Origin of the sequence: Streptococcus parasanguinis (assembly GCF_000963275.1) — a bacterium.
GTDB lineage: Bacteria > Bacillota > Bacilli > Lactobacillales > Streptococcaceae > Streptococcus > Streptococcus parasanguinis_B.
The window spans coordinates 1728751-1751836 of record NZ_JYOW01000001.1 but is presented as its reverse complement, the minus strand read 5'-3'; the positions used below and the strand labels follow the sequence as shown (position 1 = coordinate 1751836).

19 protein-coding genes are annotated in these 23086 nt (G+C 41.2%); 18 read left to right on the top strand and 1 reads right to left on the bottom strand.

Annotated features, from left to right (window positions below; genetic code table 11):
* Position 1 precedes the first annotated feature (1 nt).
* From nrdG to TZ97_RS08160, 17 genes are all read left to right on the top strand, one after another.
* A complete protein-coding gene (nrdG, locus tag TZ97_RS08240; RefSeq protein ID WP_045760018.1) occupies positions 2-607 on the top strand; it encodes an anaerobic ribonucleoside-triphosphate reductase activating protein in 606 nt (201 codons plus the stop codon).
* A gap of 187 nt (positions 608-794) precedes the next feature.
* Entirely contained in the window at positions 795-2264 is a 1470-nt protein-coding gene (cpsA, locus tag TZ97_RS08235) for an LCP family glycopolymer transferase CpsA (protein ID WP_045760017.1), read from the top strand.
* Positions 2261-2992: a capsular polysaccharide biosynthesis protein Cps4B gene (gene cps4B / locus TZ97_RS08230; protein WP_045760016.1), complete on the top strand. Its 732-nt coding sequence runs from the start codon at positions 2261-2263 to the stop codon at positions 2990-2992. The genes cpsA and cps4B overlap by 4 nt, the downstream gene beginning before the upstream one ends.
* 44 nt (positions 2993-3036) lie before the next feature.
* The gene (locus TZ97_RS08225; protein ID WP_045760015.1) at positions 3037-3732 is read left to right on the top strand and encodes a Wzz/FepE/Etk N-terminal domain-containing protein; all 696 of its coding nucleotides are present in this window, start codon (positions 3037-3039) and stop codon (positions 3730-3732) included.
* Positions 3733-3744: 12 nt separating this feature from the next.
* Positions 3745-4437, top strand: a complete 693-nt coding sequence (locus tag TZ97_RS08220; RefSeq protein WP_045760014.1) for a tyrosine-protein kinase — start codon at positions 3745-3747, stop codon at positions 4435-4437.
* A 19-nt stretch (positions 4438-4456) separates the two neighbouring features.
* The gene (locus TZ97_RS08215; RefSeq protein WP_045760013.1) at positions 4457-5833 is read left to right on the top strand and encodes a sugar transferase; all 1377 of its coding nucleotides are present in this window, start codon (positions 4457-4459) and stop codon (positions 5831-5833) included.
* Positions 5834-5871: 38 nt separating this feature from the next.
* Entirely contained in the window at positions 5872-7044 is a 1173-nt protein-coding gene (gene cps2T / locus TZ97_RS08210; protein ID WP_045760012.1) for a beta 1-4 rhamnosyltransferase Cps2T, read from the top strand.
* A 2-nt stretch (positions 7045-7046) separates the two neighbouring features.
* The gene (locus TZ97_RS08205; RefSeq protein WP_045760011.1) at positions 7047-8195 is read left to right on the top strand and encodes a glycosyltransferase family 4 protein; all 1149 of its coding nucleotides are present in this window, start codon (positions 7047-7049) and stop codon (positions 8193-8195) included.
* Between the two features lies 1 nt (position 8196).
* Positions 8197-8838, top strand: a complete 642-nt coding sequence (locus tag TZ97_RS08200) for a DUF1919 domain-containing protein (protein ID WP_045760010.1) — start codon at positions 8197-8199, stop codon at positions 8836-8838.
* Positions 8835-9800 carry a DUF6625 family protein gene (locus TZ97_RS08195; protein ID WP_045760009.1) on the top strand — a complete coding sequence of 322 codons (966 nt, stop codon included), beginning with the start codon at positions 8835-8837 and terminating at the stop codon, positions 9798-9800. Before TZ97_RS08200 ends, TZ97_RS08195 begins: the two co-directional genes overlap by 4 nt.
* Positions 9800-10870 carry a glycosyltransferase family 2 protein gene (locus tag TZ97_RS08190; RefSeq protein WP_045760008.1) on the top strand — a complete coding sequence of 357 codons (1071 nt, stop codon included), beginning with the start codon at positions 9800-9802 and terminating at the stop codon, positions 10868-10870. Before TZ97_RS08195 ends, TZ97_RS08190 begins: the two co-directional genes overlap by 1 nt.
* Positions 10871-10902: 32 nt before the next feature.
* Positions 10903-12051 (top strand): polysaccharide polymerase, encoded by a 1149-nt coding sequence (locus TZ97_RS08185; protein ID WP_045760007.1) that lies wholly within the window; start codon positions 10903-10905, stop codon positions 12049-12051.
* Positions 12052-12053: 2 nt separating this feature from the next.
* Positions 12054-13469 carry a flippase gene (locus TZ97_RS08180; protein ID WP_045760230.1) on the top strand — a complete coding sequence of 472 codons (1416 nt, stop codon included), beginning with the start codon at positions 12054-12056 and terminating at the stop codon, positions 13467-13469.
* 10 nt (positions 13470-13479) lie between these two features.
* Entirely contained in the window at positions 13480-14580 is a 1101-nt protein-coding gene (gene glf / locus TZ97_RS08175; protein WP_045760006.1) for a UDP-galactopyranose mutase, read from the top strand.
* The gene (locus tag TZ97_RS08170; RefSeq protein ID WP_045760005.1) at positions 14577-15569 is read left to right on the top strand and encodes a stealth family protein; all 993 of its coding nucleotides are present in this window, start codon (positions 14577-14579) and stop codon (positions 15567-15569) included. The genes glf and TZ97_RS08170 overlap by 4 nt, the downstream gene beginning before the upstream one ends.
* A gap of 10 nt (positions 15570-15579) precedes the next feature.
* The gene (locus TZ97_RS08165; protein ID WP_045760004.1) at positions 15580-16632 is read left to right on the top strand and encodes a sugar transferase; all 1053 of its coding nucleotides are present in this window, start codon (positions 15580-15582) and stop codon (positions 16630-16632) included.
* Between the two features lie 146 nt (positions 16633-16778).
* Entirely contained in the window at positions 16779-19550 is a 2772-nt protein-coding gene (locus TZ97_RS08160; RefSeq protein WP_045760003.1) for a GBS Bsp-like repeat-containing protein, read from the top strand.
* A 26-nt stretch (positions 19551-19576) separates the two neighbouring features.
* Here the strand turns inward: TZ97_RS08160 and TZ97_RS08155 are convergent, their stop codons facing one another.
* A complete protein-coding gene (locus TZ97_RS08155) occupies positions 19577-20440 on the bottom strand; it encodes an RluA family pseudouridine synthase (RefSeq protein WP_045760002.1) in 864 nt (287 codons plus the stop codon).
* A gap of 103 nt (positions 20441-20543) precedes the next feature.
* On the opposite strand from TZ97_RS08155, the gene pbp2a reads away from it, so the two are divergent.
* Positions 20544-22778 (top strand): penicillin-binding protein PBP2A, encoded by a 2235-nt coding sequence (gene pbp2a, locus TZ97_RS08150; protein WP_045760001.1) that lies wholly within the window; start codon positions 20544-20546, stop codon positions 22776-22778.
* The last annotated feature ends 308 nt before the right edge of the window (positions 22779-23086 follow it).

Below are 23086 nucleotides of genomic sequence, written 5' to 3'. Positions count from 1 at the left end.
GATGACATGGAATACACCAAAACCAGGCGAATGGAAGAGTGAGGAACTGAGTCAAGGGCGCATCATTGATTACAAGGCTTTTAACTTTGTCGATGGCGAAGGGGTGCGCAATTCCCTTTATGTGGCCGGGTGCATGTTTCACTGTGAGGGTTGTTACAATGTAGCGACCTGGTCTTTCAATGCAGGCATTCCCTATACCCAAGAGTTAGAAGAGCAGATCATGGAAGATCTGGCCCAACCCTATGTCCAAGGCTTAACCTTGCTAGGAGGAGAGCCATTTCTTAATACAGGTATTCTTTTACCCCTTGTAAAACGTATTCGGAAAGAATTGCCGGAAAAAGATATCTGGTCATGGACGGGCTACACTTGGGAAGAAATGATGTTAGAAACGCCTGATAAACTGGAGCTCTTGTCGCTGATTGATATCTTGGTCGATGGACGGTATGATAAGAGCAAACGCAACCTCATGTTGCAGTTTCGTGGGTCTTCCAACCAGCGGATTATTGATGTTCAAAAATCATTGAAAGAAGGAAAGGTTGTCATCTGGGACAAGCTCAATGATGGCAAGGAAAGTTTTGAGCAAGTCAAGCGGGATGATCTTTTGTAGGATCTTCAAAAACCGGGTGTTTCACCCGGTTTTTTTGGATTCTCTGCATAAGTATACAAGGGATTTTGCTTATTTTAGAAAGCGCTTACTTCCCAAATGTCCATAACGGACAAAAAAGTGATAATTAATGCATTTTTTGCTAAAAATATGTTACAATAAATATGATTAGGACTAATTGGAGGTATTTATGTCACAAAGGAGACGGAGTCGTCGTTCAGAGCATAAGTGGGGGCAATTGCGAATCGTTAATTCCGTATTGCTTATTTTTTTGCTTATGACCGTGAGTTGGGCGACCTATACCATGTTGGCCAATAACATCTTGGCTTTTCGCTATGTCAATGTTCTCGTGATTGCACTACTAGCTCTTCTCTTGCTCTTGTCAGCTTGGTTTGTGATCAAAAATCAGGCCAAAAAGACAACTTTGGTCCTGCTTCTTGTCGGCTTATTGGCTAGTTCAGGAGTTTTGTTTGCTAGTCAACAGCTGCTGAATCTGACCAGTAATGTCAATGGCCACTCTAACTATACAGAGTTTGAGATGGCTGTCTATGTCAAGAAAGACAGTGATATCAAAGATATCAAAGAAATCAAGGAAGTGGTGGCACCAAAGGGCAACAATAACGAAGCCAATCTCACTGCCCTCTTGGACAACATCAAAAAGACCAAGGGTCAGGAAATTTCTGTAGTGGATGCACCGACTTATCTAGATGCCTATAAGAGCTTGCAAGAGGGTAACGCTTCTGCCATGGTGCTCAACAGTACCTTTGAAGATACTATCGCTGCTGAAGATGCCGACTATGCAAAGAAGTTGAAGAAAATCTATTCCTACAAGATCCGAAAAGAAGTGGCAGCGACGAGCAAGGTATCTGCCAATGCGGATGTCTTTAACATCTATGTCAGCGGGATCGATACCTATGGGCCGGTAACCTCGGTTTCTCGTTCAGATGTCAATATCATCATGACCGTCAATCGGAAGACCAAGCAAGTCCTATTGACAACGACACCACGGGATGCCTATGTACCGATTGCAGATGGTGGTAACAACCAAAATGATAAGTTGACCCACGCGGGGATCTACGGAGTGGATGCTTCGATCCATACTCTTGAGAATCTCTATGATATTAAGCTCAACTATTATGTTCGTCTCAATTTCACCTCCTTCCTCAAGTTGATTGACCTTCTAGGGGGAATCGATGTGGAAAATGACCAAGAATTCACGAGTCTTCATGGCAAGTTCCATTTCCCAGTTGGAAAGGTTCATTTGAATTCAGAGCAAGCCCTCGGTTTTGTCCGAGAACGCTACTCTCTCCAAGGTGGCGACAATGACCGTGGGAAAAACCAAGAAAAAGTCATTGCGGCCATTATCAAAAAGTTGACCTCTACCAAGGTCTTAAGCAACTACAATGAGATTATCGGAAACCTCCAAGATTCTGTCCAAACCAATATGCAGTTGCCGACTATGATGAACTTGATCAATACCCAGTTAGAAACGGGTGGTTCTTATGAGGTGACTTCTCAAGCGATTACTGGTCAAGGACGAAATGACTTGCCGTCTTATGCTATGCCTGGTTACAACCTCTATGTCATGGAGTTGGATCAAGCTAGCTTAACCAAGGCCAAGGAAACCATTCAAAAAGTAATGGAAGGAAAAGAAAAATGATTGATATCCACTCGCACATCGTCTTTGATGTGGATGATGGACCAAAGACAAGAGAAGATACGCGTGCCTTATTGGAAGAAAGCTATCGCCAAGGGGTACGGACCATTATCTCCACTTCTCATCGTCGCAAGGGGATGTTTGAAACTCCCGAAGAAAAGATTTCTGAAAATTTTCAAGAAGTGAAAAAAATTGCGGCAGAGGTCGCGCCAGATTTGACGATTCATTACGGGGCAGAGATCTACTTTACCAATGATGTCTTGAAAAAACTGGAAGAAAAGATCATTCCACGTTTGGCAGAGACGCGCTTTGCGCTGATTGAATTCAGCATGGGAACACCTTATAAGGAGATCCATACGGCCTTGGACCGTTTGCTCCATCTAGGTGTGACACCGGTGGTGGCCCATATCGAGCGCTACAAGTGCTTGGAGAAAAATGAGGAGCGCGTGCAAGAGATGATTGACATGGGCTGCTACATGCAGATCAATAGTTCCAGTGTTCTCAAGCCTCGCCTCTTTGGGGATGAGCAAAAACAACTGAAAAAACGAGCTCGGTACTTCTTAGAAAAAGACTTGGTACACTTTGTGGCCAGTGATATGCACAATGTGGATAAACGACCGCCTTATATGGCAGAAGCCTATCGCTTGATCAAGGAAGAATACGGAGAACAACGAGCACAAGCTCTCTTTGTCAGCAATCAAGAACTCTTGTTAGCGGATGAATTAATCTAACCAGGAAACAGGTGGAGAGATCCACATGAAGGAGTAATTAGGAAATGAACAATCAAGAAAATCAAGCAGTGGAAATTGATGTTTTCGCTATGCTGAAGACCCTATGGAAACGCAAGTTTTCGATCGTTTTGGTCGCTCTTGTCTTTGCCATTGCAGCATTTGGCTACAGTGCCTTTTTAGCCAAGAAAGAATACCAAAGTACTAGCCGGATCTATGTGGTCAGTCGTCAAAACCAAGACAACAATGCCTTGACAAACTCTGATTTGCAGGCTGGTTCTTACTTGGTTAAGGACTACCGTGAGATCATTCTTTCTCAAAATGTCTTGAGCCAAGCTATCGAAGAATTGAAACTCGATATGACACCTGGTGAGTTGTCGAAAAAGATCAGTGTGTCTGTTCCGACAGATACTCGTATCCTTTCGATCACGGCTAAGGACGGAGATCCAAAAGAAGCAGCTCGTATTGCCAATGGCCTTCGAAATGTAGCAGCTGAAAAGATCATCTCTGTGACCAAGGTGTCAGATGTTACGACTTTGGATGAAGCAGAAGTGCCTCAATCACCTTCTTCACCAAATATCCGACGCAATGTCCTTCTTGGCTTTATTGCTGGAGCTGGTTTGATGGTGGTTCTCATGGTCGTAGTAGAAGTCTTGGACGATCGTGTCAAGAGACCAGAAGATATCGAAGAGTTGATGGGCTTAACCTTGCTTGGTATTGTGCCAGATATTAAGAAACTGTAGACTGGGGATCGCATGAATACGTTAGAAATTTCAAAAAACAAATTGCAAGAAGTTCGGAAGGCCGAAGAGTACTTTAATGCCCTGGCGACGAATATCCAATTGAGTGGGGTAGACTTAAAAGTCATCGCCATCTCATCTGTTCAAGAAAATGAAGGGAAATCAACCACTTCAACCAACTTGGCCGTTGCCTTTGCGCGTGCGGGTTACAAGACACTTTTGGTCGACTGTGATATCCGAAACTCTGTCATGACAGGGATTTTCCGTAGCCGTACCAAGATCCAAGGTTTGACCGACTTTTTATCTGGTCGTAGCCAATTGGACCACATCTTGTATGCGACTGATTTTCCAAACTTGGATATCATCGAGTCTGGACAGGTAGCGCCAAACCCAACGGGTCTCTTGCAAAGCAAGAACTTCACCGTGATGATGGATGCCCTGCGTGAGCATTTTGACTACATCATTGTCGACACGCCTCCAATCGGGGTCGTGATCGATGCGGCCATTATCGCCCAACGCTGTGATGGAACTGTCTTGATCACGGAATCTGGCGCCAATGGACGCAAGGCTGTCCAAAAGGCCAAGGACCAATTAGAACAAACAGGCACACCTTTCTTAGGAGTGGTGCTCAATAAATTTAACATTAAAGCTGCTGAGTATGGTTCATACGGTGGATATGGATCTTACGGAGAGTACGGGAAAAAGTAAAGAATAGGATTGAGGGAAAATGGGAGAAGAAAGAATCGAACTGGAAAAACTAAATATTGTTCTCTTTCAAAGTTTAGCTGTCCTATTTTCAGCTTACATTGTGAGTCTTTTTAAGGATGCAGAATACACGTCACAGACGATCGCCATTCTCTATCTCTTGCATTTTGTAGCCTTTTACATTAGCAATATTGCCTATCGTTTTTATAGCAGAGGCTATCTAGATGAGCTCTTTCAAGTCTTGAAATACAATGTATTTTTCGCTGTTGGGATCACCTTTACCTCTTTTATGCTCGATGGGGTCTTTTCCATCTCTCGTCGGGGGATGATCTACTTCTTTCTTTTTAATACGTTTTCCGTCTATATCATGGATCTCTTGCTCAAGAGATACCGGAAGTCTGTTTCACCGCGGCGGAAAAGTTCGCGAAAGATTTTCCTGATTACAGCGACCAGTCGGATGGAAAAGGTATTTGATATTCTGCATTCGCCTAGCCTTTATCATGGGGAATTGATCGGTGTCACTGTCATGGATGATACGGATTTTGCTCATTCAGGTGTACGGGTGGTGCAGCCAGATCAAATGATGAACTTTGTGACCAAGGAAGTGGTGGATGAAGTGTTTATTAATCTGCCAAGTGAGGATTACAATATTAGTGATTTCGTCTCGGAGTTTGAGAGTATGGGGATCGATGTATCGGTCAATCTCAATGCCTTTAACTTCGCTTCTTTGGGCAATAAACGGGTTCGAGAAGTCGGGGGACTAAGTGTCGTCACTTTCTCAACCAATTTCTACAAACCGAGCCACGTATTTGCCAAACGTCTCTTGGACATTGCAGGAGCCCTCTTTGGTCTCTTGATTTGTGGACTAGTGAGTATCGTTTTGGTCCCTCTAATCCGCAAAGATGGCGGACCTGCCTTCTTTGTACAGAAGCGGGTCGGAAAGAACGGACGGTATTTCAACTTCTATAAATTCCGCTCCATGCGCGTGGATGCCGAAGAGATTAAAAAAGATCTCATGGATCAAAATACCATGACAGGTGGGATGTTTAAGATGGAAAACGATCCACGGGTAACACCAATCGGACGCTTTATCCGTAAGACCAGTCTGGATGAATTGCCACAATTTTACAATGTTCTGATCGGTGACATGAGTCTAGTCGGAACTCGTCCTCCAACGGTAGACGAATACCAAGACTATACGCCAGCCCAAAAACGCCGCCTCAGCTTCAAGCCCGGTATTACCGGACTTTGGCAAGTGAGCGGACGCAGTGAGATTACAGACTTTGACGAGGTAGTCAAACTCGACGTTGCGTACATGGATGGTTGGACGATCTGGAGAGATATTCAGATCCTGCTCAAGACCGTGAAGGTTGTACTTAGAAAAGAAGGAGCGAAGTAGGAAAATGCCTACTTCGTCCTTTCCATGTTAGGAGAAAAATGACACAATCAATTTATATCGTTGGTTCTAAAGGGATTCCAGCAAAATATGGTGGTTTTGAGACCTTTGTTGAGAAGTTAACCGAATTCCAACAAGACAAAAATATCCAGTATTATGTAGCTTGTATGCGGGAGAATTCAGCCAAATCAGGGATTACTGCAGATACTTTCGAGCATAACGGCGCAATCTGTTACAACATTGATGTCCCTAATATTGGTCCTGCGCGTGCCATTGCTTATGATATCGCAGCCCTCAATAAGGCGATTGAGATCGCAAAAGAAAACAAAGATCAAGCACCGATCTTTTATGTCTTGGCTTGTCGGATTGGTCCCTTTATTTCAAGGATTAAAAAGAAAATCAAGGCTATCGGAGGAACTCTGATGGTCAATCCAGATGGTCATGAGTGGCTTCGTGCCAAGTGGAGTCTTCCAGTCCGCAAGTATTGGAAGTTTTCTGAGCAACTCATGGTCAAACACGCCGACCTTTTAATCTGTGATAGCAAGAATATCGAAGCCTATATTCAGAAGGACTATGCTAAGTATCAGCCACAAACGACCTATATCGCCTATGGAACAGATACAAGCAAGTCTATCCTGAACAAAGAGGACGAGAAAGTACGGACTTGGTTTGCAGATAAGCAAGTTACTGAAGGGGACTACTACCTTGTTGTGGGACGCTTTGTGCCGGAAAACAACTATGAGGCCATGATTCGTGGCTTTATGCAGTCCAATTCACAAAAAGATTTTGTCCTGATTACCAATGTAGAACAAAACAAGTTCTATGAACAGTTGCGTAAAGATACTGGATTTGACAAGGATCCTCGTGTGAAATTTGTTGGGACTGTTTATGACCAAGAATTGCTCAAATACATTCGTGAGAATGCCTTTGCTTACTTCCATGGTCATGAGGTAGGCGGGACCAATCCATCCCTTCTTGAGGCGCTCGAGTCTACTAAACTCAACCTCTTGTTAGATGTTGGTTTCAACCGAGAAGTCGGTGAAGAGGGGGCTCTTTATTGGAAGAAAGATCAATTGGCACATGTCATTGATCAAGCTGAGCAATTAGACGCTCAAGCCATCGCAGACCTCAATGAAAAATCAAGTCAACGGATTGCAGATGCTTTCACTTGGGAAAAGATTGTCACGGACTACGAGAAAGTATTTAAAGGTTAGAAATGCAGAAAATTTTATATCTCCATGCTGGTGCCGAAATGTATGGTGCTGACAAGGTGTTGTTGGAGCTTATTAAGGGTTTGGATAAAAATGCTTTTGAAGCACACGTTATTTTACCCAACGACGGTGTCTTAGTGGGTGCTTTAGAAGAGGTCGGTGCAAAGGTTAAAGTTATTGATTACCCAATTTTGCGCCGGAAATATTTTAATCCAAAAGGGATTCTTGAGTACTTTGGCTCTTATAATCGTTATTCAAAGCAAATTGCTCAATATGCTAAAGAGAATGGCATTACCCTTATTCACAACAATACGACTGCGGTACTTGAGGGAATTTATCTCAAACGTAAGTTGAAACTTCCTTTGATTTGGCATGTCCATGAAATTATCGTCAAACCAAAAGCGATTTCTGATTTCATCAACTTTTTGATGGGGCGCTATGCGGATAAGATTGTGACAGTTTCAAATGCCGTTGCTAATCATGTCAAACAGTCTCGCTATGTCAAAGATGACCAGGTTCAAGTTATTTATAATGGGGTCGACAATGCCGTCTATCATGAAATCGATGCTAGCTCTGTCCGTGACCAATTTGGGATCGCACAGGATGCCTTGGTTATCGGTATGGTTGGTCGAGTGAATGCCTGGAAAGGGCAAGGCGACTTCCTAGAAGCTGTGACGCCAATCTTACAGGCCGATTCAAAAGCAGTAGCCTTTTTAGCAGGTAGTGCATTTGAGGGGGAAGAGTGGCGTGTCGATGAGTTGGAAAAAGCTATTTCAGACTCACCAGCAGCTAGCCAAATCAAGCGAATTGACTATTATAGCAAGACGGCAGAGCTCTATAATATGTTTGATATCTTTGTCTTGCCAAGTACCAATCCAGATCCACTACCAACAGTCGTCCTAGAAGCCATGGCTTGTGGCAAACCTGTAGCCGGCTACTGTCATGGCGGTGTCTGTGAGATGGTCAAGGAGGGCGAAAACGGCCTTCTTGCTACACCGAATCAGCCTAGAGAATTGTCTAAGGCTATTCAAGAATTAGCTAACAATACCGAGAAGAGAGAGCAATTTGGTAAGGCATCGGTCAAACGTCAAAAAGAACTCTTCTCATTACAAAGTTATATTCTGAATTTTTCGGAGCTGTATAAGAAATATTAAGATGAATACTGAAACAATTAAGAACAAATTAAAACCAATCGTTTATCCAATTATTAACTTTATTCCTCGGCGAAGACTCAAGAATAAGAATTTCACGATTATTTGTGATAATTGTTGGGCAGGAAAAGTTTATCAAGAATTGGGTTTACCTTACCAAACGCCATTTGTAGGGATGTTTATCTTTTCACCTGATTACATTAAGATGCTTAAGAATTTAAAACATTATTTGAGCGGAAACATCCCTTTGAAATTTGTTAAGGAATCAAAATATATCAAAGACTTTGATAATGCCTATCCTCTAGCATTCCTTGATGATATTGAACTTCATTTCCTGCATTATGCAGATGAGGAAGAAGCAATTCAAAAATGGAACCGTCGTTTAGAAAGAATTCATTGGGATCATTTATATTTCAAGTTCAATGACAATGATGCTTGTACTTATGAATTGATGAAAGAGTTCGAAGAGCTTCCATACAAGAGTAAGGTTATTTTCTCTTCAAAGAATTATAGTGATTTACCTTCCTTAGTTCATTTCAAATCAGCTGAAAAGCAAGGACACGTTGGCATCGACTTGAAAACATATCATCGCTATTTTAATGTTGTAACTTGGCTGAATAAAGGTGGAGAGGATCTAACTAAATGAAAAAGATAAGACTAATTATTCCATATTTTGGAAAACTTCCAACCTTTTTTCCTTATTTTTTGTTGACTGCTAAACGTAATCAAAAAATTGATTTCTTAATTTATACGGATCAAAAGGTTGACCAATTTGAAATTTTAAATGCTAAAAATATAGAATTTGTAACTCTTTCTTTTGATGATTTAAGAGAAAAAATCCAGTCTAAGTTTGATTTTAAAATTTCTCTCAAAACACCTTACAAATTATGTGACTATAGGGTTGCTTACGGGCTTATTTTTGAAGAAGAATTAAAAGAGTATGATTACTGGGGATTTTGTGATACAGATGTCTTACTTGGTGATATTTATCAATTTCTGGAAAAGCATAGCTTTTTTGAGAATGATTATGCTCGATATGGCCTTTTTGGTCACCTCCAAATATTTAAAAATTCACAAGAAGTTAATCGTATATTTATGTCTGGTAAAGGTTTAAACTATCGATTGGATTATCAAAATGTCTTCACTAATGAGCAAAGTTTTATTTTTGATGAGGCAAACGGTATCCAAAAGATTTTTGAAAAAAGTAATTTCAAACAACTGCAAGATAAGTTTTTTGATGATATCGATATTAGTCATTTCTCATTTCGAGAATATGGTGAAAATGAACCTAAACGCTATTATTTTTGGTCAGAGGAAAATGGTTTGGAATCAATAAATTTAATCGATGGTAATATAGAGATTAATCGTCCTCTATATGCACATTTTCAAAAGAGAGTGATTAAGTGTCCTGAGTTTAGACTAGTAGATTCATTTTATGTTATACCAAATCAATTAGTTATTGGAGAGAAGATTTCTAAGGAAGAGTTTTTAGAAGTAACAAGAAATAAATTCTATTGGGCATATGTTAAATCAACAATTTTAAAGAAGTTTAAAAAAGAGAAATGGACACTAGAGTTTATTCGTCATAAATTAAGGATGAAGGGTTAATGGATAATATAGATTTGAGCATTATTGTTCCCGTATTTAATGTTGAAGGTTATTTAAAAAGAGCCCTAGATTCAATACTTTTGCAACCGTCATCAATCACATATGAAATTCTGCTAATTGATGATGGTTCAAATGATAAAAGTGGTGCGATTTGTGATGAGTACCAAAGTAATTTTTCGAATATTTTTGTTAGTCACATTGAAAATAACGGAGTGGCAGAAGCGAGGAATTTAGGTATTTCTCTCTCGGGGGGGAATTATTTATACTTTATGGACCCAGACGACTTCGTATCTGAGGATTTCTTTGAAAAAATATTTCCTAACCTCAATGATAAATGGGATGTTCTTTGTTTTGGCTACAATGAAATTAAAGAAAATAAGGACACTATTTTGTCTTGTCGCCCTCATTTTTATACGCATTGTGGTCTTCTTGGAAAGAATGAATTTAGAAATAAATTTATAGAGCTTTTCAAAACTGATATGATGTATAATGTTTGGTCGAGAATCTATAACAAAGAATTCATTCTAAAAAATAATATTAAGTTTCCTAGTAAACCAATAGGAGAAGATACTTTATTTAATTTCCAAGTTTATCAACAATTAGATAACATTCTTTTTATTGATTCGACTCTTTATAATTATATTGCAGGTAGAAGTGGTTCTGCACTGACGAGTTTTCATCCTAGAAGAATTGAAATTCAATTAGATGAACTTCAAATATTGCAAAAATTACTTAAAAAGTTCCAACTAGAAGATGCTACGTTAATTCAAGAAATTAAGACAAAAATCATTGTAAGTGCAACCTTTCAAATTTCTAATTTAAATGCGAGAAGGAAAGAAAAGATAAAATTACTGCGATCTATTATCGATAATAAAGCTTTTTACGATATCTTTTCAGGAAACAGGAATCAAATTATTGGGTCTTATAAGACGTTATTGAGACAGCGAAATATTTCTTCTTTTCTTAGAAGATTGAGTATTGATCTTCTCACCAAAAGAAAATTTCGGACAGTCATCTTTATTGAAAAAATGAAAATGAATCCAATTTTACGTAAAATTGCTTTTAAATAGGTGTAGCTATTTTATTAAGAGAAAAAGGGATTATGTTAAAAATTAAGTTTGAGAACCTTTTGGTTATTCTAGTATTGACTCTCATTGTTGGGTACGATACTCTTATGACAACAATGTTAAACAGAATAATCCCAAACCTTCCGGTTGTTTTATTAATCTGTTTTTCATTATTATTATGTTTTAGATTTTTGTATATAAAAAAATTCACGTTCTTTTATATCTTAACTGCTATTTTATTACTACTAACAAGTTCTGTCGTATTCATGCATACGGGCGGGACTAATTTCCTACTTTATTCATTATTGATTTTGTTATTATATGATGCAGATATTGATGTTATCTTAAAAACATACGTTATTGTGTCAGGAACGATAGTGTTCGGAGTGTTCTTACTTTCAATTCTGGGAGTTATTCCTAATTTACAATTTGCTCAGGTCCGTTCGTCTGGCCTTGTGATTAGAAATTCCTTTGGTTTCATTTATCCAACTGACTTTGCGTCTCACTGTTTTTATTTATTTATTGCTTGGGGATATGTACTACGGAAAAGGTTCATCATACTACGAACCTTGGTAGGTATTAGTTTAGCATTTTTTATCATCAAATTTTGTGATGCTAGGTTAAATGCCCTTTCTGTACTTGTAGCAACTGTCATTTTTATTGTTATGTATGTTACTAAAGAAAGAAAATTTAAAATTTATGGGATCCTACCTTATTTTGCAGCTATATTTTCTTTCTTAATGTTTTACTTATCGTATTTCTTTACCTGGTCTTCTTCATTATTTGTGAGTTTGAACAACTTATTCAGTATGAGGTTATTTTTAGGGAAAAATGCAATAGAGACCTATGGATTACATTTGTTTGGAGCAACCGGGGTTAAGTTTATAGGATATGGTGGCACAACAGAATCAGTATACAGTTATAACTATGTAGATTCCTCTTATATTCAAATGTTATTTTACTACGGAGTTGTTCCTGTAGTATTACTGGTATTGATTTATGTACTTGCATCAAAGAGAATTTATAAACAGGGTATGTTCCTATTCTTAGCTTTATTATCGCTTATTACAATTAATTGTATGATAGAAGCTTTTTGGATAAGACCAGGATATAATATTTTTATTTTTACACTTTTTGCTAGCCTTGTGCCAGTTCAATACAAAATAAAAGATAGAATTGAATGATCATGAAAGTTCTTAAAAATTACGCCTATAATCTCTCCTACCAGTTACTGGTGATTATCTTGCCGATTATCACCACCCCTTATGTGACGCGGGTCTTTAGTTCAAATGACTTGGGGACCTATGGCTATTTCAACTCCATTGTTACTTATTTTCTCCTTTTGGCGACGCTAGGAGTGGCCAATTATGGAACTAAGGAGATTTCAGGACACCGGAAAGATATTCAAAAGAATTTCTGGGGGATTTATACCCTTCAGTTGGGGGCTACGATTTTATCCCTTACCCTCTATGTTCTTTTATGTCTAACCCTTCCTTCTATGCAAAACCCTGTGGCCTATATCTTAGGACTCAGTTTGGTTTCAAAGGGACTCGATATTTCCTGGCTTTTTCAGGGATTAGAAGATTTTCGCAAGATTACGGTTCGGAATATCACGGTCAAACTGGTTGGAGTCATCTCCATCTTCTTGTTTGTCAAATCTGCCAATGATCTGTATCTCTACGTATTCTTGCTCACCATCTTTGAGCTCTTAGGTCAGCTCAGCATGTGGCTACCCGCTCGGGAGTTCATTGGGAAAGCCCATTTTGATATGGCTTATGCACGGGTACATTTAAAGCCGGTCATTCTGCTCTTTCTACCGCAGATCGCCATTTCCCTCTATGTCACCTTGGATCGGACCATGCTTGGGGCTCTCGCCTCTACAAAGGATGTGGGGATTTACGACCAAGCCTTAAAACTCGTCAATATTTTGTTGACCTTGGTGACCTCACTGGGCAGCGTCATGTTGCCTCGGGTATCGAGCCTCTTATCCTCAGGGGACCAAAAGGCTGTTAACAAGATGCACCAAATGTCCTTTTTGATTTATAATTTGGTCATTTTCCCGATTATTGCCGGTATGCTAATCGTCAATGATGATTTTGTTCAATTCTTCCTAGGGAAGGACTTCCAGGATGCGCGTTATGCCATTGCCATCATGATTTTTAGAATGTTCTTTATCGGATGGACCAATATCATGGGGATTCAAATTCTAATCCCTCACAATAAAAATAAAGAATTTATGATTTCGACTACTGTACCTGCCATTGTCAGTGTCGGATTGAATCTCATCTTCCTACCAAAACTGGGCTTTATTGGAGCTGCGATTGTGTCAGTGTTGACAGAAGCTTTGGTATGGGGGATTCAACTCTACTTCACACGAACTTATCTTAAAGAAGTGCCGATTATGGGCTCAATGATGAAGATTGTGTTCGCTTCAGGCCTCATGTATGGTCTTTTGCTACTAGTCAAGTTCATCGTCCACCTTTCGCCGACGCTGAATGTCGTTCTATATGCTGGCCTAGGTGGGGTCATCTATGGAACCTTGATTTTACTCTTCAAGGTAGTGAATGTGAAAGAGTTGAAACAGCAATTAATAAAAAAATAGGGAGACAACTATGTACGATTATCTGATTGTTGGTGCTGGTCTATCGGGGGCAATTTTTGCTCATGAGGCAACCAAGCGTGGCAAAAAAGTAAAAGTGATTGATAAACGGGACCACATTGGTGGTAATATCTATTGTGAAGAAGTTGAAGGAATCAATGTTCATAAGTACGGTGCCCACATTTTCCATACCTCAAACAAAAAGGTTTGGGATTATGTCAACCAATTTGCTGAATTTAACAACTATATCAATTCACCGGTAGCTAATTACAAGGGCAGACTCTACAATCTTCCCTTCAACATGAATACCTTCTATGCCATGTGGGGGACAAAGACTCCTCAAGAAGTCAAAAACAAGATTGCGGAGCAAACGGCGGATATGAAAGATGTTGAGCCTAAGAACTTGGAAGAACAAGCGATCAAGTTGATTGGTCTGGACATCTATGAAAAGTTGATCAAGGGCTATACGGAGAAGCAATGGGGACGTTCTGCAACAGACCTGCCTCCTTTCATCATTAAGCGCCTCCCAGTGCGTTTGACCTTTGATAATAACTACTTTAACGACCGTTACCAAGGGATTCCAATTGGTGGTTATAATGTCATCATTGAAAACATGCTGGGTGATGTAGAAGTAGAGCTTGGCGTTGATTTCTTTGCTAATCGTGAAGAACTGGAAGCTTCAGCTGAAAAAATTGTCTTCACAGGGATGATCGACCAGTACTTTGACTACAAGCATGGAGAGTTGGAATATCGTAGCCTTCGATTCGAACACGAAGTTTTGGATGAGGAAAATCATCAAGGTAATGCTGTGGTCAACTACACCGAGCGTGAAATTCCATACACTCGGATCATCGAGCACAAGCACTTTGAGTATGGGACTCAACCGAAGACGGTGATTACCCGTGAATACCCAGCTGATTGGAAACGAGGCGATGAGCCCTACTATCCAATCAATGATGAAAAGAACAATGCCATGTTTGCCAAGTACCAAGAAGAAGCATCCAAAAATGACAAGGTCATCTTCTGTGGACGCCTAGCAGACTATAAATACTACGATATGCATGTGGTTATTGAGCGTGCTCTAGAAGTCGTTGAGAAAGAATTTATTAAATGACACAAGAAAAAATTGATATCGTGGTTCTTTGGGTCGACGGAAGTGATACTGAGTTTATCCGCGAGAAACAAGCCGTGACAGGTCAAATGTCAAAAATAGACCAAGAAATCGACGGAGAGCAACGTTATCGTGATTACGGTATTTTTAATTACTGGTTTCGAATGATTGAAAAGCATGCTCCTTGGGTGAATAATGTTTATCTAATTACCAACGGGCAAAAGCCTGACTGGTTAAATTTGGAGCATCCAAAACTTAAATTGGTCACTCATAAGGAATTTATGCCTAATGAATATCTACCTACCTATAATTCAGCGGCTATTGAGCTTAATCTTCATCGGATTGAAGGATTGTCGGAGAACTATTTGTATTTCAATGATGATATGTACTTGATTAGAGATAGTCAACCTTCAGATTTTTATAAAAATGGTCAACCCAAGCTTTTAGCAGTATACGATGCTTTAGTTCCATGGTCACCATTTACAAATACTTATCACAATAATGTTGAGTTGATTTATCGCCATTTTCCTAATAAGAAGGCTATGAAATCCTCTCCTTGGAAATTTTTTAATTTTCGTTATGGTTCCTTGGTTTTGAAAAACTTGTTACTCTTACCATGGGGACCGACGGGTTATGTGAATCAGCATTTGCCTGTACCGATGAAGAAGAGTACTTTGTCACATTTGTGGGACATCGAAGGTGAAACTTTGGATAGAACATCCAGAAATAAGATTAGAGATTATGGGGTAGATGTCAATCAATACGTTTGTTCTAACTGGCAAATTGAAAGTAATCAGTTTTATCCTATGTCTAAAAATTTCGGAGAAACAATTGGTTTAAATCAAGTGGATAAGCTGGAATCTATCTTTACAGATAGACGTAAAAAACTGCTTTGTGTCAATGATGATGGTGACTTTAGGGAAGAAAACATCATTCATTTCAAGCAAATTTTAAATGAATATTATCCTAAAAAATCAGCGTATGAAAAATGAGAAGTAAGAGATGAAATACTATTTAAAAGAAGAATTTTTACACGACAATAATGCTAAAAATGCGGGAAATAAAGCACGTAATGACGTTGAAGCAATTTTAAATAAATTAGGTTATTCTCCGTTGAAAGTTTTGGTGGATGACTGGTATCAAATGAATGTTCTTAGGGCACAGATTCATAAATATAGAGCTCTCTTTAGAGCTTTCAAAGACCTAAAGAAAAATGATGAGATCATAATTCAATTTCCTTTGTTACATCATTCTTTGTTTCTTAACCATTTACTAAAAAAACTTAAAAACAGGGGTACGGACGTCTATTTTTTAGTTCATGATTTGGAAACACTGCGTTTTGTGAATGATAAAACCTTACCATTTAGAATGAAGTTACGGATGAAACTAACTGAAAGTGATACGTTCCGTAGTGTTACAGGAATTATTGCTCACAACCCGGTTATGAAATCTGTTTTAGTGGATAAGGGGGTTGTAGAAGATAAGATTGTCAGCCTTGGTATTTTTGACTATTTGATTCCAGATTTTCAAGAAAAGAGTGGCCAAACAAAAGACCAGCCGATAATTGTGGCAGGTAATTTGGCCAAGGAAAAAGCTGGTTATCTTTATACTCTTCCAGAAGCACCGGCTTATAACCTCTATGGTGTTGGCTTTGATGAGACTAGAGCACTTGCAAATGAAACCTACTTTGGTTCTTTTCTACCTGATGAGCTTCCTGCAGCCCTTGAGGGCGGTTTTGGTCTGGTCTGGGATGGAGATAGCGTTGAGACCTGTAGTGGTTTTTTTGGAGAATACCTCCGTTACAACAACTCCCACAAGGCATCGCTTTATCTAGCATCGGGCTTTCCGCTTGTGGTGTGGAAACAGTCAGCCTTGTCTCACTTTGTGCTTGAGAAGGGCTGTGGGATTGCAGTAGAATCTCTTCATGACTTGAAGGAGGCAATCGACAATCTTTCAGATGCCGATTACCAAGACTTGGTAGACAATGCCAAGCGTGTCGGTCAGGAAATCCGAGAAGGTCACTACTTAAAGACGGCCTTAAAGCATTTAGTATAAGGTCAAAAGAAGTCAGACGGACTTCTTTTTTTGGTTTTTTCAAAAAAATATCACTAATTTCAAAAATTTGCCTTATAAAACTTTTCATCGCTGAAACCGTATGGTAAAATGATTAACGTATAAAATTTGTATAAAGGGAAGTTTATATGAAAAAGAAAGATCTTATTTTTTATGCTGGGACAGCCGTTTTGTTGGCTTTTTCGACACAACAAGTCAAAGCCGATGAGCAACATGCGTCCGATCAAACACCAGAAAAAACATCAGCTGTCGTTGCAACAACAACTTCATCAGAAGCTCAGAATACTGTAAGCGAAGGAGTGGGAGTTGAGAAAGGTATTCAGACAGAAAACGCTGTTGGAGTAGAGACAGCACCTAATACACCGACTCTTAGCAATAACGAGTCTTCTGACAAGGGCACTAGCGACAAGGTTGTATCAGAGCATCCAGTACCTGCCGTGGTAGCTAGTCGTGCTCCCTACGGCGCACGGGCACGAGTGATAGAAGCAGAAGATAATAGTATACCAACAGAAAAAGTACAGAAACCGAGTGGTACTCTCTCAATTGAAAACAATGATCAAACTACCGGTGCATTTGATGCAGTTGTTAGTAATATCACAGCACCACTAAGTGTGAAAGAAGTTTTGGTACCATCATGGAGTCTTGAAAATGGCCAAGATGACCTCATTTGGCACAAGGCAACGCGTCAAGCAGATGGTTCTTATCGTGTGACTATCAAAGCAACGGATCATAAGGATTCAACTGGCAATTACCGTGCTGATGCCTACATTGTAGATGATTCCAACAACCGTCATTATATTTCTGAAAAAGTAGTTTCGGTAGATTACGTTCGACCAAGTGGAGTTCTGACGATTGAAAACAATAACCCAGTAGCAGGTACCTTTGATGCGGTTGTTAGTAATATTGTTTCACCGACTGGTCTAAAAGAAGTTTTAGTACCATCATGGAGTCTTGAAAATGGTCAAGATGACCTCATTTGGCACAAGGCAACGCGTCAAGCAGATGGTTCTTATCGTGTGACTATCAAAGCAACGGATCACAAGGATTCAACTGGGAATTACCGAGCTGACGCCTACATTGTAGATGATTCAAATAATCATTTGTTTTTGACTGAAAAAGTAGTTGACGTTCAACAAGTCAAACCAAGCGGTACAGTAACGATTGAAAATAACAATACTGAGACAGGAACCTTTGATGCGGTTATTCGGAATGTAGTCGCTCCAACTGGTTTGAAAGAAGTTTTAGTCCCTACTTGGTCTAACAAAAATGGTCAGGACGATTTGATTTGGCATAAGGCAGTGCGCCAAAGTGATGGCAGCTACCGTGCAACCATTAAAGCATCTGATCATAAGAATGACACAGGTGAATTTAATGTTCATATTTACTACGTAGATCAAAATAATCAGAAAGCCTACATCACAAAGACAACGACAGAAGTACGTGAAGTTAAACCAAGTGGCACTGTCACAATTGAGAACAACAATACTGTAACAGGCACATTTGATGCCGTTATTCGTAATGTTGTTGCTCCAAATGGCTTGAAAGAAGTTCTGATCCCAACATGGTCAGATTCAAACGGGCCTGATGATCTAGTATGGCATAAAGCAGTCCGTCAAAGTGATGGAAGCTACCGTGCGACCATCAAAGCCTCAGATCATAAAAATGAGGATGGTAAGTACAATGTCCATGTCTATTATGTAGATCAAACTAATCAACGAAATTACATCACAGAAACCACGACAGAGGTGCGTCAAGCCCGCCGTTCTGGTACGATCCTAATCCAAAACAACAACAAGGATACAGGTACCTTTGACGTCATCATTAAGGATGTCTACAATCCTAAAGGTGTGCGAACTGTGCAAGTCCCTACTTGGTCTGATAAGGACGGCCAAGATGATATTCGCTGGTATGAAGCGACTCGCCAATCAAATGGAGACTACAAGGTATCGGTCAAAGCGAGCGATCACAAGAACTCTACTGGTAAGTACCATATCCACCTCTACTATATCCAAAATGATGGTTCTCGTGTAGGTGTTGGTACCACGACTACAGAAGTGGAGTTCCGAAATGCCATGACTAAGACGCAAGCTTCTATTAAGAATGTCAATTCTGGTGCTGGAACCTATACGGTAACAGTGGATCAAGCGCCTCAGGGACGTCGGATTAAGAACATCCGTGTCGCAGCCTGGTCTCAAGCGCACCAAGAAAATCTTTTCTGGTATTCAACAGCACCTTCTGGTATGCATACAGAAGTGCAGGTCTCTGCAGCAAATCACCAGTACCAATCAGGTAACTATACCACTCACGTCTATGTGGATTATGTCGATGGTGGCGTTGAAGGCTTTAACCTTGGTCAAACAGCCCTTCATCCCCGTGCGACAGTAGATCAAACTGCTTTTAGTCCTCGTGTAACGAATGGACAACGGGACCGTGTCTTACGGGCAGCAGCTAGTCTAGTGGGCGTTCGTGGCGGCACTGCAGCTCACCATCAATTGGTCAATGATTACAACAGTGTCAAACCACTTCCAGTTGGTTATGCAGTGAAGACGACCGATGACTGGTGTGATATCTTTGTCACAACAGTCTTCCAGCGGGAAGGTTTGAGCGGTTTGATTGGTCGTGAATGTGGAGTCGAACGTCACATCCAGATCTTCAAACGCTTGGGCATCTGGAATGAAGATGGTACCACTACACCAAAAGCAGGGGACATCATCACCTTTAACTGGGATCAAAATAGCCAACAAAACAATGGCTTTGCGGATCACATCGGAATTGTCGAAAGCGTCTCAAACGGAATCATTCATACCATTGAAGGAAACTCCAACAACCAAGTCCGTCGCAATACCTACCGAATCGGACATGGCAATATCCGTGGATTTGCAACTCCTCGCTATCAATAAAAAAAAGAAGCCGCAGGCTTCTTTTCTTATTTTTTCAACCCTTCTTCGAAACTCTTGGAAGGGGCCTCGACTTGGATGGTTTCAAGGGTTAATGGATTGGTGAAGGTCAAGCGGTGAGCATGGAGCATGAGTCGCTCTCCGCGTGCAGGGTTATAGAGAGGATCCCCGACAATCGGGTGGCCATGATGGGAGAGATGAACCCGGATCTGATGGGTACGCCCCGTTTTGAGCTGGCATTTGACCAGGCTGTTTCGTCCGATTTTTTTCAGTTGCGTCACCTGAGTTTCTGCATACTGTCCCTTGCGTGGATCGACCAGGCGCTTGCGCCGATCGTGGCGATCGCGTCCGATTTTATCCTTGTAGACGATAGTTTTTTGTGCTAAGCTGCCTTGGATAAAGGCCCAGTACTCGCGTTGGATGTTTTTATCTTCTAAAATGCGGTTGAGAATGGGCAGGATAAAAGGATTTTTGGCAAATAAAATCGCTCCGCTGGTTTCCTTGTCTAAGCGGTGCACGACGTAGCAGGTAGATCCAACATAGCTGGAAACATGGTTGAGAAGAGCAATTTCTGTCGGCTCATTGGCATGGGTTTTCATGCCTTCAGGCTTATTGACGATGATGACATGCTCATCCTGATAGAGTTCTTCGACCAGACTCGGGTCTCCGGCTGGGAGCTCTTTTTCAGGGTAATCGTCCGCGTCAAAGATCAGCTGGATCTGGTCTCCTTTTTGAACGGGGCTCTGCCAGTTGATGGTCTCGCCATTGACCAAGACGTGTTTCTTGGTTCGTAAAAAATGCCGAATCTTACGGGGAATGAGGAAGTAGTCCTCAAGCAACTCTTTCACAGTCATCTGGGGAAAGGATTGTGGAATGGTAAATTGATAGTTCATGACCCTATTGTAGCAAAATCTAAGCTTAAAGAAAACTAAATGGGAGAAGGGGATGAGCTATCTTTTCTTGCTAGGACAAGGATAAGGTGTTACAATAACAGGTATGAATAGAATAAAAGAATTATTTGAAAACCTGATCACTTTTTTTAGAAAGGATCATCCGCCCAAAGCGGTGGCAGAAGAAGTGCCAGACACGGAACTACCGGAAGAGACAGTAGAGCCGACCTATAGTCGCTCAGGCAAGCACAGAAACAAGCCTCTCTCTCAGCATCCTTTCCGTCGTTTTTGGCGCAGATTCCATTTGACCAAGATTCTCCTGATCATTGGGCTAGGCTTTAGCCTCTTGACAGGGGGCTATCTCTTCTATCTTGCTAAGACGACCAACGTCAAGGATTTGCAGAATGCACTGAAGGCGACTACCATTATCTATGATAAGAATGGGGACCAGGCGGGAAGTTTGACCGGGCAAAAAGGAACCTACGTCGAACTCGATGCCATTAGTGAGAATCTGCAAAATGCCGTGGTCGCAACAGAGGACCGGAGCTTTTACAAGAATAGCGGGATCAACTATGGTCGCTTCTTCTTAGCGATTTTGACCCTGGGTCGCTCAGGTGGTGGGTCGACCATCACCCAGCAGCTAGCCAAGAATGCTTACCTGTCTCAGGACCAGACGGTGGAGCGTAAGGCCAAGGAATTCTTCCTGGCGCTTGAAATCAATAAGAAATACAGTAAAAAAGAAATCCTCACCATGTACCTCAACAATGCCTATTTTGGAAACGGGGTTTGGGGAATTGAGGATGCTTCCAAGAAGTATTTTGGGGTTTCAGCCAGTCAATTAAGCCTGGATCAGTCTGCGGTTCTCGCCGGTATGCTCAAGGGGCCGGAAATCTATAACCCGCTCTATTCGGTAGAGAATGCGACCAATCGCCGTAATACGGTCCTCCAAAATATGGTGGCGGCTGGTTATATTGATCAGAAAACAGCTGATCAGTCGGCTGCTGTGGATATCCATGGCCAGCTGGTCGATGCCTATGAAGGCAAGTCAGAGGACTACCGCTACCCATCCTATTTTGATGCGGTCATCAATGAAGCGGTCAATGAATATGGCCTGACCGAAGAAGACATTGTCAAAAATGGCTACCGGATCTACACCGAGCTGGATCAGAATTACCAAGCAAGCATGCAGGTGATCTATGACAATACGGCCCTCTTCCCAGTAGCGGAAGACGGCACGCGCGCGGAATCTGGTAGTGTGGCGCTTGATCCTAAGACCGGAGGGGTTCGGGCCCTCGTAGGGCGTGTCGGAAGCGATCAAAATCCAGGTTTCCGTAGCTATAACTATGCGACCCAGGCTGCCCGTAGTCCAGGATCAACCATCAAACCTTTAGTCGTCTATAGCCCAGCTGTTGCTGAAGGTTGGTCGACCAATAAGGAGTTGGACAATAGTACCACCCAATATGGAAGCTATGAGGTCAATAACTATGCGGGAATCCAGTCTAGCCCAACGGTACCGATGTACCAGGCCTTGGCAGAGTCCCTTAACCTTCCAGCCGTAGCGACCGCTAATGATTTGGGTCTCGATACGGTCTTTGAATACGGGAAAAAATTCGGCCTCAACATGGACAAGGTGGACAAGTCGCTTGCCGTTGCCTTGGGAGCTGGTGTGACAACCAATCCGATGCAGATGGCACAAGCTTATGGAACCTTTGCCAATGGAGGGGTCATGAATGATGCCCACCTCATTACCAAGATCGAAAATGCTAGTGGCCAAGTGGTCAAGAGCCACAGCCAGAAATCAACCCGAGTGCTTAGTGGTTCAACGACAGATAAGATGACCAATATGATGCTTGGTACCTTTAGTAATGGTACAGGGGTTAACGCTGCGCCTTATGGCTATACCATGGCAGGGAAAACCGGTACGACAGAGACCAGCTTTAACAAGGACCTCTCTGGAGACCAATGGGTGATCGGCTACACGCCAGATGTGGTCATCAGTCAGTGGCTTGGTTTCCCAACGACCGATGAAAATCACTACCTGACGGACAGTAGTGCTGGAACGGCATCCGAGATCTTCCGCAATGTTGCCAACAGTGTTCTGCCTTATACAGACGGTACCCAGTTTGACTCGGTGAAGAACTCTTATGCTGAAAACGGTATTGCACCAGTCGGAGAAGAAACGACAGAAACAGATAGCAAAGAAGACAAAGGTTTCTTTGAGGATGTCAAAGAAAAGGCGTCGAATATGGTTGATAATGCGAAAAAAGCAATCGACGAGGCCGATATCCCAGGAAAAGCGAAAAACGCTTGGGATACCTTCAAAGGCTGGCTTGGTTTCTAATCAAAAAACGATTCAGAAATTCTTCTGAATCGTTTTTTGCAGATTGAAGATAAAGTCATCTTAGCAACTTTCCTTAGGTGAGTACGGACGTCAGCGAACTTCGAAGAAGTTCCATGACTAAATTAAGATACAAAGGGCGCGGCGGATAAAGTCAAAATAGGAAGTTTGACGCAGAATCTTTAGATTCTAGGAAGACTTATCTTTTTGACACGATCCGCAGCCCGTGTTCAATTCGTTTTAAACCCATTCGCTTTTCAAATTTTAGGCTCATGCTAAAACAGTTCCCCGAACTGTTTTACTTCCAAAAC

Coding starts and splice junctions, on each gene's coding strand:
- nrdG (WP_045760018.1), top strand. CDS start 2: ATGACATGGAATACACCAAAACCAGGCGAATGGAAGAGTGAGGAACTG.
- cpsA (WP_045760017.1), top strand. CDS start 795: ATGTCACAAAGGAGACGGAGTCGTCGTTCAGAGCATAAGTGGGGGCAA.
- cps4B (WP_045760016.1), top strand. CDS start 2,261: ATGATTGATATCCACTCGCACATCGTCTTTGATGTGGATGATGGACCA.
- TZ97_RS08225 (WP_045760015.1), top strand. CDS start 3,037: ATGAACAATCAAGAAAATCAAGCAGTGGAAATTGATGTTTTCGCTATG.
- TZ97_RS08220 (WP_045760014.1), top strand. CDS start 3,745: ATGAATACGTTAGAAATTTCAAAAAACAAATTGCAAGAAGTTCGGAAG.
- TZ97_RS08215 (WP_045760013.1), top strand. CDS start 4,457: ATGGGAGAAGAAAGAATCGAACTGGAAAAACTAAATATTGTTCTCTTT.
- cps2T (WP_045760012.1), top strand. CDS start 5,872: ATGACACAATCAATTTATATCGTTGGTTCTAAAGGGATTCCAGCAAAA.
- TZ97_RS08205 (WP_045760011.1), top strand. CDS start 7,047: ATGCAGAAAATTTTATATCTCCATGCTGGTGCCGAAATGTATGGTGCT.
- TZ97_RS08200 (WP_045760010.1), top strand. CDS start 8,197: ATGAATACTGAAACAATTAAGAACAAATTAAAACCAATCGTTTATCCA.
- TZ97_RS08195 (WP_045760009.1), top strand. CDS start 8,835: ATGAAAAAGATAAGACTAATTATTCCATATTTTGGAAAACTTCCAACC.
- TZ97_RS08190 (WP_045760008.1), top strand. CDS start 9,800: ATGGATAATATAGATTTGAGCATTATTGTTCCCGTATTTAATGTTGAA.
- TZ97_RS08185 (WP_045760007.1), top strand. CDS start 10,903: ATGTTAAAAATTAAGTTTGAGAACCTTTTGGTTATTCTAGTATTGACT.
- TZ97_RS08180 (WP_045760230.1), top strand. CDS start 12,054: ATGAAAGTTCTTAAAAATTACGCCTATAATCTCTCCTACCAGTTACTG.
- glf (WP_045760006.1), top strand. CDS start 13,480: ATGTACGATTATCTGATTGTTGGTGCTGGTCTATCGGGGGCAATTTTT.
- TZ97_RS08170 (WP_045760005.1), top strand. CDS start 14,577: ATGACACAAGAAAAAATTGATATCGTGGTTCTTTGGGTCGACGGAAGT.
- TZ97_RS08165 (WP_045760004.1), top strand. CDS start 15,580: ATGAAATACTATTTAAAAGAAGAATTTTTACACGACAATAATGCTAAA.
- TZ97_RS08160 (WP_045760003.1), top strand. CDS start 16,779: ATGAAAAAGAAAGATCTTATTTTTTATGCTGGGACAGCCGTTTTGTTG.
- TZ97_RS08155 (WP_045760002.1), bottom strand. CDS start 20,440: ATGAACTATCAATTTACCATTCCACAATCCTTTCCCCAGATGACTGTG.
- pbp2a (WP_045760001.1), top strand. CDS start 20,544: ATGAATAGAATAAAAGAATTATTTGAAAACCTGATCACTTTTTTTAGA.